This window comes from Nitriliruptor alkaliphilus DSM 45188, assembly GCF_000969705.1.
Classification (GTDB): Bacteria; Actinomycetota; Nitriliruptoria; order Nitriliruptorales; family Nitriliruptoraceae; genus Nitriliruptor; species Nitriliruptor alkaliphilus.
On sequence record NZ_KQ033901.1, the window covers coordinates 123,667 to 139,430 of the forward strand.

The following is a 15,764-nucleotide window of genomic DNA, read 5'->3' on the forward strand; positions in this document are numbered from 1 at the left end:
GGCCCCAGGGAAGGTCCCCACGTTGTTCGCCGACATCGACGGCAACACCATCCAGTACCTCAGCTACGGCGAGGGTCCCCCCGTCGTCTTCGTGCACGGCCTCGGCGGCTCCGCCAACGTGTGGCACGGCGTGATGCAGGCCATGAAGCAGCACCACCACGTGATGGCCATGGACCTCCGCGGCCACGGCCGCAGCCAGGGCCGCGGGCAGTTCAGCATCGAGGGCTGGGCCAAGGACATCACCAAGCTCATCCGCCACCTCGAGCTGCCGTCGGTCACCCTCGTCGGCCACTCCCTCGGCACGCTGGTCGTCCAGTACCTCGCCGAGAAGGAGCCCGAGCTGTGCGACCAGCTCGTGCTCGTCGGCGGCATCTCCTACTTCCAGCCGCCCACCGCCGACGCGTACCGCGAGCGGGCCGACCTCGTCGCCGAGGGCGGCATGGACGTCCTCGTCGACGCCTGGCTCGAAGGCGCGGTCTCGCCCCAGACCCACGCGACCTCGTCCGCGTCCGTCGGACTCCTGCGCGAGCTGTTCCTGCGCAACGAGCCCGCCAACTACGCCAAGGCCTGCAAGGCGTTGGCGTCGGCACCCCGTGTGCGCCGCGACGAGATCGGCCAGCCGACCCTCATCGTCACCGGTGCCCACGACCGGTCCACCCCGCTCGCGATGGCCGAGGAGCTGCGCTCCTCCATCCCCGTCAGCCGCGTCAAGGTCCTGCCCGACGTCGGCCACTGGATCCCCGTCGAGGCCCCCGGCTCCCTCGCCGCCACCATCCTGGAGTTCCTCACTTGACCGCGCCGGGCGTGCTCGCTCGGCCCCGGAGGGCCTCCCTCCGCGCCACCGGCGACACCTGATGGCCGAGCGGCATCCGGACGCGTTGTCGGTGCCGCTGTTCGCAGCGGCCGACCGCTCCGCCGGCGATGCCGCGCAGCGTCCCTCGCCGGTGCTGGACCTGCCTCGGCGACGCATCGCCCTCGGGACCCGCACCGCGGTGATGGGGATCGTCAACCGGACCCCCGACTCGTTCTACGACCGCGGGGCCAGCTTCGCCCTCGACGCGGCCGTCGCCCGTGGCCGACAGCTGGTGGCCGAGGGCGCCGACATCGTCGACGTCGGTGGCGTCAAGGGCGGCCCCGGCGACGAGGTCAGCGTCGCCGACGAGCTCGACCGGATCGTGCCGTTCGTCGAGGCGCTGCGCGACGCCGAGCCCGACGTGTTGCTGTCGGTCGACACCTTCCGTGCGCCCGTCGCCGACGCAGCGCTCGCGGCCGGCGCGGACATCGTCAACGACGTCACGGGGCTGCACGACCCGGAGGTGCTCGACGTCGTCGTCGCCCGCCAGGCCGGCTACGTCGCCATGCACCACGGCGGTCGACCCCGGACACGTCCGTACCGGCGCAGCTACACCCCCGACGTGACCGCCGCGGTCGTCCGCCACTGCGCCGAACTCACCGACCGAGCGCTCGCCGCCGGCGTCCCGGCCGAGCGCCTCATCGTCGACCCCGGCCACGACTTCCAGAAGACGACGGCCCACTCCCTGGAACTGTCACGCCGGCTGCCCGAGCTCGCCGCGCTCGGGTTCCCCGTGCTCGTCGCGCTCTCCAACAAGGACTTCATCGGCGAGACGCTCGACGCGCCCCTCGAGCACGCCGACGGCACCCCCGGCGGGAGGCGGGTGGACGGTTCCCTGGCCGCCGCCGTGTTCTGCATCCTGCGCGGCGCCCACCTGGTCCGGGTCCACGAGGTCCGACGCACCGTCGACGCGGTGCGGATGACCGAAGCGCTGCTCGGCTGGCGACGACCAGCTGTGGAGGTCCGGGGCCTCGAATGATGGGCGCCGTGCGTGCTCCTCGATCGCCGAGCGATCTCGTCCGCGCCACCGGCGACTGATGCGCGCCGTGCGTGCTCCTCGATCGCCGAGCGATCTCGTCCGCGCCACCGGCGACTGATGGGCGCCGTGCGTGCTCCTCGATCGCCGAGCGATCTCGTCCGCGCCACCGGCGACCGAGTGGCGCCGGCCCTCAGGCCGGCGGGGGCAGCGGGATCTCGGCTCGAGCGACCTCGGTGGCGAGGCAGGCGTCCTCGACGTACAGCAGCCCCGCGTCCTCTGCGATCGCACGCGCTTCGTCCGACCGCACGCCCTGCTGGAGCCACAGCGCCTTGGCTCCCGCCTCGACGGCCTGCCGGGCCGCGTCCGGGGCGTGCTGGGGCGCGCGGAAGACGTCCACCAGGTCGACGGGGCCACCGACGTCCGCCAGGGAGGGATGCACGTCGAGGCCGTGGATGTGCGACGCGTTCGGGTTGACCGGCGTGATCGCGTACCCGACGTCGAGGAGCCGCCGGACAAGACCGTGGCTCGGTCGTGCCGGATCCTCGGAGGCGCCGACGACAGCGATCCGTCGGGTCTCGGCCAGGATCGTTCGGATGACGTCACGCTGGTCGGTCGTCACGGGTCCTCCTCGGTCGGTCTGCTCGTCGGTGCGTCCACGCCTTCGAGGCTACGGTGGGTCACCCCGCGTCTGTCGCCTCCACGGGTCCGAACGACGGGGCACAGCACCGCGCAGCACCGCACGACACAGACCACCGAAGCCGTCGCATGGAGGTAGCCGTGGCCCGGGTCGGGATGCCCCGCAAGTGGGTCTTCGTGTGCATCAACGAACGACCACCGGAGCACCCGCGACCGTCCTGCATCAGGAACGGCAGCGCTGGGCTCTTCGAGGCCATCCGTGAGGAGACCGGCCGCCTCGGGCTGGTCGACATCAAGGTCGTGGCATCGGGGTGCCTCGAACCGTGCATGGTCGGCCCGGCGATCTACGTCGCTCCGGACGACGTCTGGTACGGCGGGGTGACCGTCGACGACGTCCCGGCCATCTGCCAGCAACACCTCGCCGACGACGAGCCCGTCGAGTTCCTGCGGATCGGTCGCCCCGAGTTCGAACTGTCCCCGCTGGCGGGCCGTTCCGACCTGCCGCCGGGGATGATCCCACCGGCCTGACCTGACCTGACCGGGCCTACCGGCCCTGGGCCGCAGGAAGCCTCAGAGCCGATCACCGTGCACCACCGCCGAACGGCCCGTGCGGTGACAGGACGCGATGCACGGGCACCTGACGCACCGTGCGCCCACAGCGCCGGACGTGTCCGCTGTGCGCCGGTGGCCGTGCGACCGAGCCGCCCACCGCCCGGGTTCTCGTATGGTCGTCTCGCGGGCCGTGCGCCTGGGAGACGGACCGTCTCCTCGCGCGTGGCTCGCTCGCCGACCGACCGCCGTGACCCGGGGTCGGTCCGTCCCCGACCCGAGGTGACCCTTCCGATGGACGACCACGACGCCCGCCGCGATCTGCCGCTCAAGGGCTACGACGCGATCGAGTTCTGGGTGGGCAACGCCAAACAGGCGGCCCACTTCTACCGCACCGCCTTCGGCTTCAAGCTGGTCGGGTACGCCGGCCCGGAGACCGGCGTCCGTGACCGCGCCTCCTACGTGCTCCAGCAGCGCAGCATCCGGTTCGTGCTGACCACCGGCCTCACCGCCGACCACGAGGTCACCCGGCACCAGGCCGTCCACGGCGACGGCGTCCGGGACGTCGCCTTCCGCGTGCCGGCCGCCGAGGAGGCGTTCCGCATGGCCGTGGAACGTGGGGCGACCCCCTTCACCGAACCCGAGGTCGTCGAGGACGAGCACGGCAAGGTCGTGCGGGCCGCCATCCGCGCCTACGGCGACACCATCCACACCTTCGTGCAGCGTGACGACTACTCGGGCGTGTACCTGCCGGGTTACCAAGCGGTCGATGCCGACCCGCTCGCCCGCCCGGTCGGCCTGTCGGCCATCGATCACGTGGTGTGCAACGTCGAAGAGGGCGAGATGGACACCTGGGCCCGCTTCTACGAGCGGATCATGGGTTTCAGCCAGCTGCGCCACTTCGACGACGAGGCCATCTCGACCGAGTACACGGCGCTGATGTCCAAGGTCCTCTGGGACGGCCATGGCCGTATCAAGCTGCCGATCAACGAACCGGCCGAGGGCAAGAAGAAGAGTCAGATCGACGAGTACCTGCAGTACTACGGCAGCCCGGGGGTCCAGCACCTCGCGTTGTCCACCGGCGACATCGTCGCCACGGTCCGCCAGTTGCGTGACAACGGGGTGAGCTTCCTGACCGTCCCGGACGAGTACTACCTCGGCGCCAAGGAGCGGGTCGGCGAGGTCGACGAGTCGTGGGACGACCTGCAGGAGCTCGGGATCCTCGTCGACCGCGATGACGAGGGCTACCTGCTGCAGATCTTCACCGAACCGGTCGAGGACCGGCCGACGGTCTTCTACGAGGTCATCGAACGCCACGGGGCCATGGGCTTCGGCGTCGGCAACTTCAAGGCCCTGTTCGAGTCGATCGAACGCGCCCAGGAGCGCCGCGGCAACCTCTGACCGCGGTGGCGGCCACCGGTTCCTGGGCCTGAGCCCAGGAACCGGGCCTCAGCCGACACCCACGAGCCGCACCACCACCGTTTCCTGGGCCTGAGCCCAGGAACCGGGCCGCGCACCACCAGCGACCGACCGGTCCGCGTGGGGCGTGGCTCCGGACCTCGCGTGCGGGCCTCCCGCCGGTGTGTGCCGGCGGGTCGACGCCCGCGGGGTGGAGGCGAGATGGTGATGGTGGCGGTGCGGCTGCTCGCCGCGACGCTGGTCGGCGCGATGGTGGCCGCCATCGGCGCGGGGTCGGCCGCCGGCGGCTTCCTCGACGACGGCCGCGTGCTGCTCGACCTCGTCTGGGGTCGGGTGACGCTGGTCGACATCTACGCGGCGTTCCTGGTCGGCTGGCTGTGGATCGCGCTGCGTGAGCGCTCGGCGGTCCGCGCCGCGCTGTGGTTGCCCGCGGTGGCCATCACCGGGTCGCTGGCACTGGCGGTCTACCTCCTCGGCGCGGCGATCCGTGCCGACGACCCCGAGCAGCTGTTCCTCGGTCCCCACCGCAGGCCCACCCCGGTTGCTGGCGCCTGAGCGCCAGCAACTGCCGCAGGGTCCGAGCGGAGCACCCCGTCGAGCCGCAGTTCCTGGCGCCTGAGCGCCAGCAACTGACGGAACGCGTCCCGCCGGTGGCGCGGACGAGATCCCTCCGGGATCGAGGAGCACGCACGGCGCCGGGAGCCGCCGGTGGCGCGGACGAGATCCCTCCGGGATCGAGGAGCACGCACGGCGCTGGAGACCGAGGGCCCTCGGGGCCCGAGGCCGACCTCAGAAGAGACCTCCAGACAGAGGCGTCCCCCCGGTGGGAGGGCCGGGGGGACGTCGTGCGCTCAGGGGGTTCTCGGACCCGGGGGTGCGCGTCCTGGGAGAGGGAGGCACCCTGCGGTGGGAGAACCGCTCTTGGGAGAGGGGGTCCGTCCCCTGAGCGGCGCGTCGGACCTCGGATGGGAGAGGGAGCGTGAGGCCCGCGCGTGTCTTCGGTTGTCGGATGGTGCCTGCGGTTGGTCCGGCAGAGAGCCGTTCCGGTTCCGCTGGATGGTCACCGTCCGTTCGGACCGGTCCATTCGGGAGCTTGGGAGGAGCTGACCCGGTGTTCCGTGCCGATGTCGGGTACCGTACGCGTTCATTGGCCTGCGTGCAACCGCTAGCACCTCCAGATTGGACTGTAGTTGGACGAGCCAATCCGCGAGAGCGGCCCGCACCTCGCGGACCTGCTCCAGGGTGACCTCGACGGCGAGGGGCCCCTGTACCGCCAGCTCGCCGATGCGCTGCGACGTGCCGTCGACCGCGGTGAGGTCCCGCTCGGCACGGTCCTGCCCCCCGAGCGCTCGCTGGCCCGTTCGCTCGCGGTCAGCCGCGCCACGGTGGTCGCGGCCTACGACCGCCTCAAGGCCGACGGGTGGCTCGAGAGCCGCCAGGGGTCGGGGACCTGGGTCCGCACCCCCGACGAGGGCGACGCCGGTCTCGACGCGGTCGCCACCGGACGCATCTTCCTGTCCGCCGGCGGCAGCGAGCAGCGCACCGGTCCGGGTGAGCACGAGGACGAGCCGCAGGACGCGGTCGTGGATCTGTCGGTCGCCGCCGTGCTGGGCTCGCGGACCGTCACCGCCACGCTGTGTTCGCTCACCCACGAGGACGTGGCCCCGCTCACGGCCCACCACGGCTACCTGCCCCAGGGCTACAGGGCCCTTCGCGACGCCGTCGCGGCGCGGTTCGACACCGACGGGCTGCCGTCCCGTGCCGAGCAGATCGTGGTCACCACGGGCGCACACCAGGGCATCTCGCTCGTGGCGCGCCAGCTCCTTCGTCCCGGGGACACGGTCCTGGTCGAGAGCCCCACCTTCCCTGGTGCCCTCGACGCGTTCCGGCGGTTCGGGGCCCGCCCGGTGCCGGTGCCCCTCGACGAGGACGGGATGCGGGTCGACCTGCTCGAGGACCTCATCGAACGGTCCGACCCGCGCCTGCTCTACGTGGCACCGCACTTCCACAACCCGACGGGGACGGTGCTACCGGCCGACCGCCGCGCCACCATCGCGGCGCTGGCGGCCGCCCACCGGCTCCCGGTGCTCGAGGACCTCGCGATGGGCGACGTGGTGCTCGACGAGGACGTCGTGCTGCCCCCGCCGATCGCGTCGTACGACGCAGCGGCTCCCATCTACACCCTCGGTTCCACGGCGAAGCTGTACTGGGCGGGCCTGCGGATCGGCTGGGTGCGCAGCCCCATGGACGCCGCCGCCCGGACCCTCGCCGTCAAGACCGTCGCCGACCTCGGCTCGCCGCTGATCAGCCAGGTACTCGCGCTGAAGCTGATCGAGCAGCGGGCGACCGTCCAGGCCGAACGACGCGCCGAACTGCGCCCCCGTCGCGACCACCTCGCATCGCTGCTGACCGAGCACCTGCCCGAGTGGGCGTTCCGGATGCCGGCGGGTGGGCTGTCGCTGTGGTGCCGCCTGCCCCGGGGCAACGCCGAGGAGTTCACCGAGCACGCCAGCCGCCACGGGGTCGTGGTCGTCCCCGGCCCGGCGTTGTCGGTCGACGAGGGCAACCGCCGCGCGCTGCGCCTCGTGTTCACCTGCCCGGAGCGGGAACTCGACGAGGGGGTGCGGCGCCTGACCCATGCCTGGGGGTCCTACAGCGCCGCCAGCGACCACCGACCGGCCAGCCGCCTGCTGGTGTGAGGAGCGGCTGCGAGCGATCCGGTCACAGTCGCCCCTCCATCACGTTCAGGATGACACCGATCGCCAGCAGGAACGCGAGCAGGAAGGCCCCGACCTTCAGCGTCGCCACCACCTGCGGCCCCACGCCGCGGGGGCTCGGCAACCGCTGGAGGTGTCGCCCACACTCGCAGCGACCATCTCCGTCGTCGTCGACGTAGGCCACGTGCCGCTCGTCGCAGGCGTACCGGGGGCGTGCGAGGAGGTCGTATCCGCAGGTCGTACAGACCTCACCGGCCCTCGGCTGCCGCTCCGCACACCGCGGGCACTGACGAGCCTGCAGCCGATCGGTGGCCACGAAAGCCGCCGCGAGGCCGAGCAGCCCGCCGTACACGAACGCGGCGCTGAGCACGTCACCGATCGTGATGGAGGTCAGCAACGCGACCGGGAGGAGGACCACCGCGGCGAGGAGGATGGGCCCCGCCCCGGCGGCCACGACCCAGCTCTTCTCGCGACGGGTCAGGGGCGCCGCACGGCGCGCGCGGGTCGGGACATCCTCCGCTGCCGCTCCGCTCACCGCTCGCCTCGTGGTCGCTGCCCCGGGTCCGAGCCGCGGAGGGTACGGGTGCCGGTCGGCAGGACGTACGTAGGTAGGGTCGTCCTCTGGCCGCCCTCCGCCGAACGGCGGCCGAGGGAGCGGCGGCGTGGGTGAGGTGCACTGGCGCGAACTGAAGCGTGAGGTGGTGGACTCCGGGTTGTGCACGGGGTGTGCTGCGTGCGTGATGGCCTGTCCGCGGGATGTGTTGGGGTACACCGAGGACTTCTTCCCGGTGCAGGTCGGTGAGGGCATGGCTCACGACCAGTGCGTGATCGGGGACAAGGGTTGTGACATCTGTACCCGGGCGTGTCCGCGGTTCCGGGACTGGGAGTCCGACCTCGACACCGAGCTGTTCGGCCGGCAGCGGACCGCCGAGGAGCCCTACGGCATCGCCCGTTCCATCCTGCTGATCCGCACCACCGACGAGGCGATCGCCAAGGTCGGCCAGGACGGCGGCCTGGTGTCCACCCTGCTGGTGTGGGGCCTTGAGACCGGACGCATCGATGGGGCGCTGACCTCCCAGATCGTGACCGACCGTGGCCCGTTCGACGCCGCCCCGACGGTGGTGACCGACCGCCAGGGGGTGCTGGCCACGGCGGGCTCGCGCTACACCTACAGCGCCAACCCGCTGGCCATGGCCGATGCCGAGGCCGCCGGGCTGAAGAACCTGGCGCTGGTGGGCATGTCGTGCCAGGCGTCGATCAACGGCAGTCTGCCGGCCTACAACGTCAACAAGTACAAGCGCAAGGTGGCGCTGACCATCGGGTTGCTGTGCTCCAAGACCTTCACCTACGAGGGCCAGCAGCAGGTCCTGGCCGACCACGGCATCGACATCGCCGAGGTGGTCAAGATCAACATCAAGGGCCGCTACCAGGTCTGGACCCGTGACGGCAGCTACCACGAGATCCCGCTCAAGCCCTTCCACGCCTACACCCGCCCGGGCTGCAAGCTGTGCCCGGACTTCGCCGCCCAGCACGCCGACATCTCCACCGGCGGGATCGGCGCGGACGACAACTGGACCCTGACCCTCGTACGCACCGGCCGCGGTGAGGAGTGGATCCAGGGGCTGCTCGACGAGGGGCTGATCGAAGCGCGCCCCGGCCAGAGCGACCAGGTCGCGATGAACCTGCTCACCAAGCTGTCCACGGTGTCCCGCAAACGCTGGCCCGGCGGCGCCCTGCCCGACACCGCCGCCCGCCCAGGCCTCCTCCCCGTCGTCCCGTGATCCCCCTGCGACCGGTCGCGGCTCAGCCGTGGATGCCGAGCACGTCCGGGCCGCTCGCAGTCCCGGTCGAGGCCGGACCGTCGGCGCGGACGAAGGTGAGACGCACGTCCATGGCCTGCTCGCCCTCGCGCGGCTCGGGGTGCTCGAGCGCGACGCGGCGGAGGCCGCCGGCGAGGTAGGCGGCGAGCTCCGACGGTGCCTGCGCCCACGGCGGGCCGTCCCAGGTCGCCGCTGCGTCGGCGGTGGTGGCCAAGAGCGTGACGACCACGACCACACCGTCGGGAGCCGCCAGCGAGGCGACGGCGTGCATGGCCGCGTCGCGGACCACACCGGGCAGGCTCTGCACCGTGCGCACCTCGACGACGAGGTCGAACGCGCCGACGAGGTCGGCCGGCAGGTCGAGCAGGTCGGCGGTGCGCACGTCGACCACGTCCGGCAGTCGCTCCCGCGCCCAGGCGACCGCGGTCGGCGCGACGTCGAAGGCCGTCACCTCGTGGCCGGCCTCGTGGACCGCCCGTGCGTCGCCACCGAGGCCACAACCGACGACCACGGCCCGCGGACCGGGCGGTGCCACGACCGGATCGGCGAGCCAGTCGGTCACGTAGGGGTGCGGGTCCTGCCCGCCCCAGGGCACGTCGTCGGCACGGCCGCGGACGGCCGCGTACAGCGGCTCGAACCAGCCGGTCGGGCGACCGGCGCCGAGGTGCTCCTCGACCAGGCCACGCACGTCAGGCGTGCGCCCACGTCGGCGACCGATCACGTGCGGCTCCGGTCGGGACGCGTCGACCCCCGCGCGGAGCGGGGGTCGATGTGCGGTGGGATGGCGGCGGCCGTCAGGGGGTGGCTGCCTGGATCTCGTAGGCCGCCACCTTCGGGTGGTCGACGCCGGACGGGCCGACCTCGGACGCACCGCCCGGCGCTCCGAGGCCCGTGACCGCGGGGTCGAAGTACTCGGCGTTGATGGCCGTGAAGGCCTTCCACTCGTCCGGGACGTCGTCGGCGTAGAAGATGGCCTCGACCGGGCAGGCGGGCTCGCAGGCGGCGCAGTCGATGCACTCCGACGGGTGGATGTACAGGAGGCGGTCGCCCTCGTAGATGCAGTCGACGGGGCACTCCTGCACGCAGGCGGTGTCCTTGACGTCCATGCACGGCTCGGCGATGACGTAGGTCATCTCGCGCTCCCTGGTCCAGGCGGGTCCGGGCCGGAACCCCCGGCCCTGCGGCCCACGATGCTACCCAGCGTGGCCGCGGTGGCCGAACCGGCGCCGGCAGCCGTGCGGGCACGCGAGAGGGACGGCCGCAGCCGTCCCTCGTCAGCGTCGCCCGACGCGGTCAGCGTCCCCCGAGGGCGCCCTCAGGCGTCCCAGGCGGCCACCTTCGGGTGGTCCTTCTCGGAGTTGCCGACCGTCGCCGCGCCACCGGGCGAGCCCAACCCCGTCACCGAGTCCTCGAAGTACTCGGCGTTGATCGGGGTGAACTCCTTCCACTCGTCCGGCACGTCGTCCTCGTAGAAGATCGCCTCGACGGGGCAGACCGGCTCGCAGGCGCCGCAGTCGATGCACTCCTCGGGGTGGATGTAGAGCATCCGGTCACCCTCGTAGATGCAGTCGACCGGGCACTCCTCGACGCAGGCCTTGTCCTTCACGTCGATGCAGGGCTCAGCGATCGTGTACGTCAACGGGGACCTCCTCGGGCCGGGCGTGACGACAGCCTAGACCGCCGGGAGGCGGGTGACGAAGCGGTCCCCCGATCAGCGGTCGTCACCCGCCGTTCACCTCGGAGGCCTACGGTCTCGTCTCGGACCGCGGTGTCCGCAGGACGGACGCCGCCGGGACCGGTGGAGGCGACGTGACCGAGCAACGGGTGGTACCCGGCACCGGCGAGGTGGGGCAGCTGCGCAGCATCTCGATCCTCGACTTCCACGGCGACGAGCCGGTCCGGTTCCTCAACCGTGAGCTGTCCTGGCTGCAGTTCAACGAGCGTGTCCTCGGCCTCGCCGAGGATCGCACCCTCCCGCTCCTCGAGCGCGCCAAGTTCCTGGCCATCTTCGCCGCCAACCTCGACGAGTTCTTCCAGGTCCGGGTCGCCGGCCTCAAGGAACAGCTCGCCGCCGAGGTGACCGGCAGCGGCGCCGACGGGATCGTGCCGGCAGATCAGCTGGCCGCCATCGGCGAGCTGGTGACCGGCCTGGCGGGGCGTCACGCGCGGGTCTTCGTCGAGGAGGTCGCGCCGGAGCTCGCCGATCGCGGCATCCGGCTGTCGCATCTCACCGAGCTGGACGCCGACGACCGCGCCTGGCTCGACGCCGCGTTCGACGAGCAGGTCTTCCCGGTGCTGACCCCACTCGCGGTCGACCCGGCGCATCCGTTCCCCTACATCTCCAACCTGTCGATGAACCTCGCCGTGGTCGTCCGCGACCCCGACGACGGCGGGACGCGCTTCGCACGGGTCAAGATCCCGCCGACGTTGCCGCGCTTCGTGGTCCTCCCCGACGGCGAGCGCTACGTGCCGCTCGAGCAGGTCATCGCCGCCAGCCTCGGGCGGCTCTTCCCGGGGCTGGAGGTCGTCGAGCACCACGTCTTCCGCGTGACCCGCAACGCCGACCTGATCGTCGAGGAGGACGAGGCCGACGACCTCCTCGCGGCCATCGAGTACGAGCTCACCCGCCGCCGCTTCGGCCGTGTGGTCCGCCTCGAGGTGGAACCCACGGTCAGCACCGAGGTGCTCGATCTGCTGGTCCGCGAGCTGCGCATCGGACCGCGCGACGTCTACCACCTCCCCGGGCCACTCGACCTCGCCGGCCTGTGGGCCCTCTACGACCTGGACCGGCCCGACCTGCGCTTCGAGCCGTTCCAGCCGACGACCCAGCCACGGCTGGCCACCTCCCCAGCGGAGGAACCGCCGGACCTGTTCGCGACGCTGCGGGAGGGCGACGTCCTCGTCCAGCACCCCTACGACGCGTTCTCGACCTCGGTGCTGACCTTCATCGAGCAGGCGGCCCGCGACCCCGACGTCCTCGCCATCAAGCAGACGCTGTACCGCACCTCCGGGCCGGGCAGCCCCATCGTGAAGGCACTGCTGACCGCGGCCGAGGAGGGCAAGCAGGTCGTGGCGCTCGTGGAGCTGCAGGCGCGCTTCGACGAGGAGGCCAACATCGAGTGGGCCCGCGTCCTCGAGGAGGCGGGTGTCCACGTCGCGTACGGGGTCGTCGGCTACAAGACCCACACCAAGATCGCGCTGGTGGTCCGCAGCGAGGGTGGCCGCGTCCGCCGGTACGCCCACATCGGCACGGGCAACTACAACGACGCGACGGCGCGGGTCTACGAGGACATCGGCCTGCTGACCGCCGACGACGAGATCGGTGCCGACCTCACCGAACTGTTCAACGTGCTGACGGGGTACTCGCGGCAGTCGGCCTACCGCCGGTTGCTGGTGGCGCCCACCACGCTGCTCCCCCGCGTCCTGGAGCTCATCGAGCGCGAGGCGGCGGCCGAGGACGGCCACATCGTCGCCAAGATGAACTCGCTCGTGGACCCGGAGGTCATCGGTGCCCTCTACGACGCGTCCGCGCGCGGGACACCCGTCGACCTCGTCGTCCGCGGCGTCTGCGCTCTGCGGCCCGGGGTCCCCGGCCTGTCGGAGACCATCCGCGTGCGCTCGATCGTCGGCCGCTACCTCGAGCACTCGCGCATCTTCCGGTTCGGCTCGGCGCGCCGCGGCTACGACCACCTGATCGGGTCGGCCGACTGGATGAACCGCAACCTGCGCCGCCGCGTGGAGGCGGTGGTACCCGTGACCGATCCCGCGCTGCAGGCGCAGCTCGAGGAGATCCTCCAGGTGAACCTGGCTGACGATGTCCTGGCCTGGGAGCTCGGCCCCGACGCGGTGTGGTCGAAGGTGCCCACCACCGACGGCACCGAGACCCACCACGCCCTGCAGGACCTGGCGCGCGCACGGGCGGTGGGTGGCCGGTGAGCCTGCTGCTGCTGCGTCACGTCCATGCCGGTGACCGGGCGGCCCACAGCGGCAACGACCGGCGACGCCCGGTGTCGACCACCGGGCTGAAGCAGGCACTGGGGCTCGTGGATGCCTACGCGGGGCGGCCGATCGTCACGATCGGCTCCTCGCCGCTGACCCGCTGCATCCAGAGCGTCGAGCCGCTGGCGGCGGCGCACGGCCTGGCCATCGACGAGCACGACGAGCTGGCCGAGGGCAGCCCGCTCGATGTGGTCGACCGGTTCCTGCGGCAGACGCGCAACCGGGCCGAGCGCCTCGGTGGCGATGCCGTGCTGTGCACCCACGGTGACGTGATCGCGTCCGTGGTGCTCCACCTGGCCGACCAGGGCGTGCCGCTGCGCGACGAGGACCTGCGGTGGCCGAAGGCCAGCACCTGGGTGATCGACGGCCCCCTCGACGATCCCGACGTCGCCTTCCTGGCGCCCCCGGTGTGACGGGGACCCGCCACCGGCAGGGTTAGGCTCGAGCGCTCCCCACGCCACGAGGGCACGTGCGCTGCTCCGTCCTGGACCTCGGCTCGAACTCCTTCCACGTGCTGGTGGCCGACGTGGACGACACCGGCCTCGTCCCGGTCGAGCGCGAGCGCGAGATGCTCCACCTCGGCCGGGTCGTCGCCCAGCACGGGCGGATCCCCGAGGACCAGGTCGCCCGGGCCGCGGCGACCGTGGCGCACCTGTCGGCGTTGGCCCGCCGGAGCGGCTCGCAGGACCACGTGGCGGTGGCCACCTCGGCGCTGCGAGACGCCGACGACGGGGCAACGGTGCTCGCCCGGCTGTCGGAGGCCGCGGGCACGCAGGTCCGCGTGCTGTCGGGTGCGCACGAGGCGCGCCTCGGCTACCTCGGTGTGCGGGCCAGCGTGGCCCTGCAGGACGAGCCGGTGCTGGTGCTCGACCTCGGCGGCGGATCGCTGGAGCTGACCGTCGGTACCGGGGCCGAGGTCGCCTGGTCGACGTCGCTGCCGCTCGGTGTGTCCCGGCTGTCCGCGCTGGTCGAACGGGACCCGCCGCACCGGCGCGAGGTGGCGGCGTTGACGGCGCGCGTCGCGTCGGAGCTCGACCCGCACCTGTGTGACGTGGCGGCCGCCGGGGCTCGCACCACGGTGGCCGTCGGCGGCACCGTCCGGGCCCTCGCCCGGGTCGTGGCGGCCGAGGAGGGCCGGTGGCTGCCGGCGACGCTCAACCAGCTCTCGATCGACACCGACGAGCTGGTCGGTGTCCGGGACGAGCTGCTCGGGCTCGACCTGACCGGCCGTCTCGCGGTGCCCGGGATGAAGGAGCGTCGCGCCGACCACCTCCACCTCGCGGCCGTCGTCCTCGCCGAGGTCCTCGATCGGGTGGGGGTCGGGTCGGTCACGGTCAGCGACTGGGGGCTCCGTGAGGGCATCCTGCTCGACGCGCACGGGGTGACCGTGCCGCCGGGGGCCGACGAGCTCCGCCGCCGCGAGGTCGCGCGGCTGCGTCGAGCGTTCGGCCCGGACCACGCCTCGTCCGACCAGGTCGCCACGCTGGCGATGGCCGTGTTCGACGGCCTCCGACCCGTGCACGGGCTCGGGCCCTCCGACCGGGAGCTGGTGGCCCACGCAGCCCGGCTGCACGACATCGGCGAGTCGCTCGCGTTGCGGCGCCACCACGTGCACGGCGCCTACCTGATCGCCAACGCCGAGCTCCGCGGGTTCGCTCCGCACGAGACCGCGATGCTGGCGACGCTGGTCCGATCAGCCCCGTCACGCGGGATCGACGCCAGCTACCCGCCGTTCGAGGCGCTGTCGGAGGTGGACCAGGACCGCACGCGACGGCTGCTCCCGGTCCTGCAGCTGGCGACCCGGTTCGCGCGGACCCGCGACGGCGCCGTCCGCGACGCCCGGGTCGCGGTGGAGGAGGACCACGTCACCGTCGCACCCGTCGGGCACGACGTGCCGGCGGCGCCCGTCGACCTCGAACGTGTCGCACGGCTGTTCCGCAGCACCTACGGCCTGCCGCTGCGTGTCGCGCCCGTCGTAGTGGGTGGCGCATGACCGCGGGGGACCCGCAGCGGGCCGGGCGCCGCCTCCGAGCGCAGGCCGTCCACCGTCTCACGCCGTCGGACATCGGCGAGCGGGTGTCGATCCGGCACCTGGTGGTCACCGGCGCCTCGAGCGAGCCGGTCGCGTCCGACGTCGTCGGCCGGCTGCTCGGCTACGAGGCGGGCATCCTCGCGCTGGTGCGCCGGGACGGTCAGCTCGCCTTCGTGGACGAAGCCGCGATCGTGGCCTCCCGCGTGGTCCCTGCGCACCCACGCCTACCGGCTGAGCCGACGGATGTCGGGACAGCGGACCACCCGCTCGATCGCGATGCCGCCCGTGTGCTCCTGGTCGACGACCGCGACCAGGTGCTGCTGGTGGCCCACCAGGGAACTCCGGACCGCATCGTCTGGACGGCTCCGGGGGGCGGCCTCCAACCCGGTGAGGACCACCACAGCGCGTCGGTGCGCGAGCTGACCGAGGAGCTCGGGCTGGATGCCGACGTCGGCCCCTGGGTGTGGTCGCGCACCGTGACGTTCCGGTACGCCGGCGTGCACCTGCGGCAGACCGAACGCTGGTTCCTCGCTCGGGTGTCGGCCTACGACGAGGTCACGGCGCCGCTCGACGACGCGGGGCTGGTGGCCGCGAGGTGGTGGAGCCTCGCCGAGCTGCGTCGCACCGACGAGCGGCTGGCCCCGCGAGCGCTCCCGGACCACCTCGAGGCGATCCTGCGCGACGGCCCACCGACCAGCCCGGTCGACGTCGGCCGCTAGGGGATCCCGGTCATCGTGCAGGTACGGCAGCGGTGCGGTTG

At 72.6% G+C, this 15,764-nt stretch carries 16 protein-coding genes; 11 read left to right on the forward strand and 5 right to left on the reverse strand.

The genetic code is table 11. The features are described 5' to 3' along the window. Positions 1-22: 22 nt before the first annotated feature. Positions 23-793 carry an alpha/beta fold hydrolase gene (locus NITAL_RS00590; protein ID WP_052664171.1) on the forward strand — a complete coding sequence of 257 codons (771 nt, stop codon included), beginning with the start codon at positions 23-25 and terminating at the stop codon, positions 791-793. Positions 794-854: 61 nt separating this feature from the next. Further along, entirely contained in the window at positions 855-1,832 is a 978-nt protein-coding gene (gene folP, locus NITAL_RS00595; protein ID WP_211262122.1) for a dihydropteroate synthase, read from the forward strand. A 190-nt stretch (positions 1,833-2,022) separates the two neighbouring features. On the opposite strand, the gene NITAL_RS00600 is transcribed toward folP, so the two are convergent. Continuing rightward, positions 2,023-2,451 carry a CoA-binding protein gene (locus tag NITAL_RS00600; RefSeq protein WP_211262123.1) on the reverse strand — a complete coding sequence of 143 codons (429 nt, stop codon included), beginning with the start codon at positions 2,449-2,451 and terminating at the stop codon, positions 2,023-2,025. Positions 2,452-2,597: 146 nt separating this feature from the next. On the opposite strand from NITAL_RS00600, the gene NITAL_RS00605 reads away from it, so the two are divergent. From NITAL_RS00605 to NITAL_RS00620, 4 genes are all read left to right on the forward strand, one after another. Beyond that, positions 2,598-2,996 (forward strand): (2Fe-2S) ferredoxin domain-containing protein, encoded by a 399-nt coding sequence (locus tag NITAL_RS00605; protein ID WP_157041538.1) that lies wholly within the window; start codon positions 2,598-2,600, stop codon positions 2,994-2,996. A gap of 315 nt (positions 2,997-3,311) precedes the next feature. Next, positions 3,312-4,418, forward strand: coding sequence for a 4-hydroxyphenylpyruvate dioxygenase (gene hppD, locus NITAL_RS00610; protein ID WP_052669195.1), 1,107 nt, complete (start codon positions 3,312-3,314; stop codon positions 4,416-4,418). 219 nt (positions 4,419-4,637) lie between these two features. After that, on the forward strand, positions 4,638-4,991 hold the full coding sequence (locus NITAL_RS00615; protein ID WP_052664173.1) for a hypothetical protein: 354 nt from the start codon (positions 4,638-4,640) through the stop codon (positions 4,989-4,991). Positions 4,992-5,626: 635 nt separating this feature from the next. Continuing rightward, positions 5,627-7,135 (forward strand): aminotransferase-like domain-containing protein, encoded by a 1,509-nt coding sequence (locus NITAL_RS00620; RefSeq protein WP_052664174.1) that lies wholly within the window; start codon positions 5,627-5,629, stop codon positions 7,133-7,135. A gap of 22 nt (positions 7,136-7,157) precedes the next feature. Here the strand turns inward: NITAL_RS00620 and NITAL_RS00625 are convergent, their stop codons facing one another. Beyond that, complete coding sequence (locus tag NITAL_RS00625) at positions 7,158-7,688, reverse strand: hypothetical protein (RefSeq protein WP_052664175.1); 531 nt, start codon at positions 7,686-7,688, stop codon at positions 7,158-7,160. Between the two features lie 127 nt (positions 7,689-7,815). On the opposite strand from NITAL_RS00625, the gene NITAL_RS00630 reads away from it, so the two are divergent. Further along, the gene (locus NITAL_RS00630; protein ID WP_052664176.1) at positions 7,816-8,934 is read left to right on the forward strand and encodes a Coenzyme F420 hydrogenase/dehydrogenase, beta subunit C-terminal domain; all 1,119 of its coding nucleotides are present in this window, start codon (positions 7,816-7,818) and stop codon (positions 8,932-8,934) included. A 22-nt stretch (positions 8,935-8,956) separates the two neighbouring features. Here the strand turns inward: NITAL_RS00630 and NITAL_RS00635 are convergent, their stop codons facing one another. The 3 genes from NITAL_RS00635 to fdxA (NITAL_RS00645) all read right to left on the reverse strand — a co-directional run bounded on the left by NITAL_RS00635 (position 8,957) and on the right by fdxA (NITAL_RS00645) (position 10,612). Continuing rightward, positions 8,957-9,694 carry a class I SAM-dependent methyltransferase gene (locus NITAL_RS00635; RefSeq protein ID WP_052664177.1) on the reverse strand — a complete coding sequence of 246 codons (738 nt, stop codon included), beginning with the start codon at positions 9,692-9,694 and terminating at the stop codon, positions 8,957-8,959. 73 nt (positions 9,695-9,767) lie between these two features. Continuing rightward, positions 9,768-10,106 (reverse strand): ferredoxin, encoded by a 339-nt coding sequence (gene fdxA / locus NITAL_RS00640; RefSeq protein WP_052664178.1) that lies wholly within the window; start codon positions 10,104-10,106, stop codon positions 9,768-9,770. Between the two features lie 182 nt (positions 10,107-10,288). After that, on the reverse strand, positions 10,289-10,612 hold the full coding sequence (fdxA, locus tag NITAL_RS00645) for a ferredoxin (RefSeq protein ID WP_052664179.1): 324 nt from the start codon (positions 10,610-10,612) through the stop codon (positions 10,289-10,291). Between the two features lie 206 nt (positions 10,613-10,818). Between fdxA (NITAL_RS00645) and NITAL_RS00650 the strand changes: the two genes are divergently transcribed. From NITAL_RS00650 to NITAL_RS00665, 4 genes are read left to right on the forward strand one after another with little or no spacing between them, the layout of a single operon-like run. Further along, positions 10,819-12,909, forward strand: coding sequence for an RNA degradosome polyphosphate kinase (locus NITAL_RS00650; protein WP_342674212.1), 2,091 nt, complete (start codon positions 10,819-10,821; stop codon positions 12,907-12,909). Further along, entirely contained in the window at positions 12,906-13,385 is a 480-nt protein-coding gene (locus NITAL_RS00655) for a SixA phosphatase family protein (protein WP_052664181.1), read from the forward strand. Before NITAL_RS00650 ends, NITAL_RS00655 begins: the two co-directional genes overlap by 4 nt. A 56-nt stretch (positions 13,386-13,441) precedes the next feature. Beyond that, positions 13,442-14,965, forward strand: coding sequence for a Ppx/GppA phosphatase family protein (locus NITAL_RS00660; RefSeq protein WP_052664182.1), 1,524 nt, complete (start codon positions 13,442-13,444; stop codon positions 14,963-14,965). Next, positions 14,962-15,723 carry an NUDIX hydrolase gene (locus NITAL_RS00665; RefSeq protein ID WP_052664183.1) on the forward strand — a complete coding sequence of 254 codons (762 nt, stop codon included), beginning with the start codon at positions 14,962-14,964 and terminating at the stop codon, positions 15,721-15,723. Before NITAL_RS00660 ends, NITAL_RS00665 begins: the two co-directional genes overlap by 4 nt. Positions 15,724-15,764 lie beyond the last annotated feature (41 nt).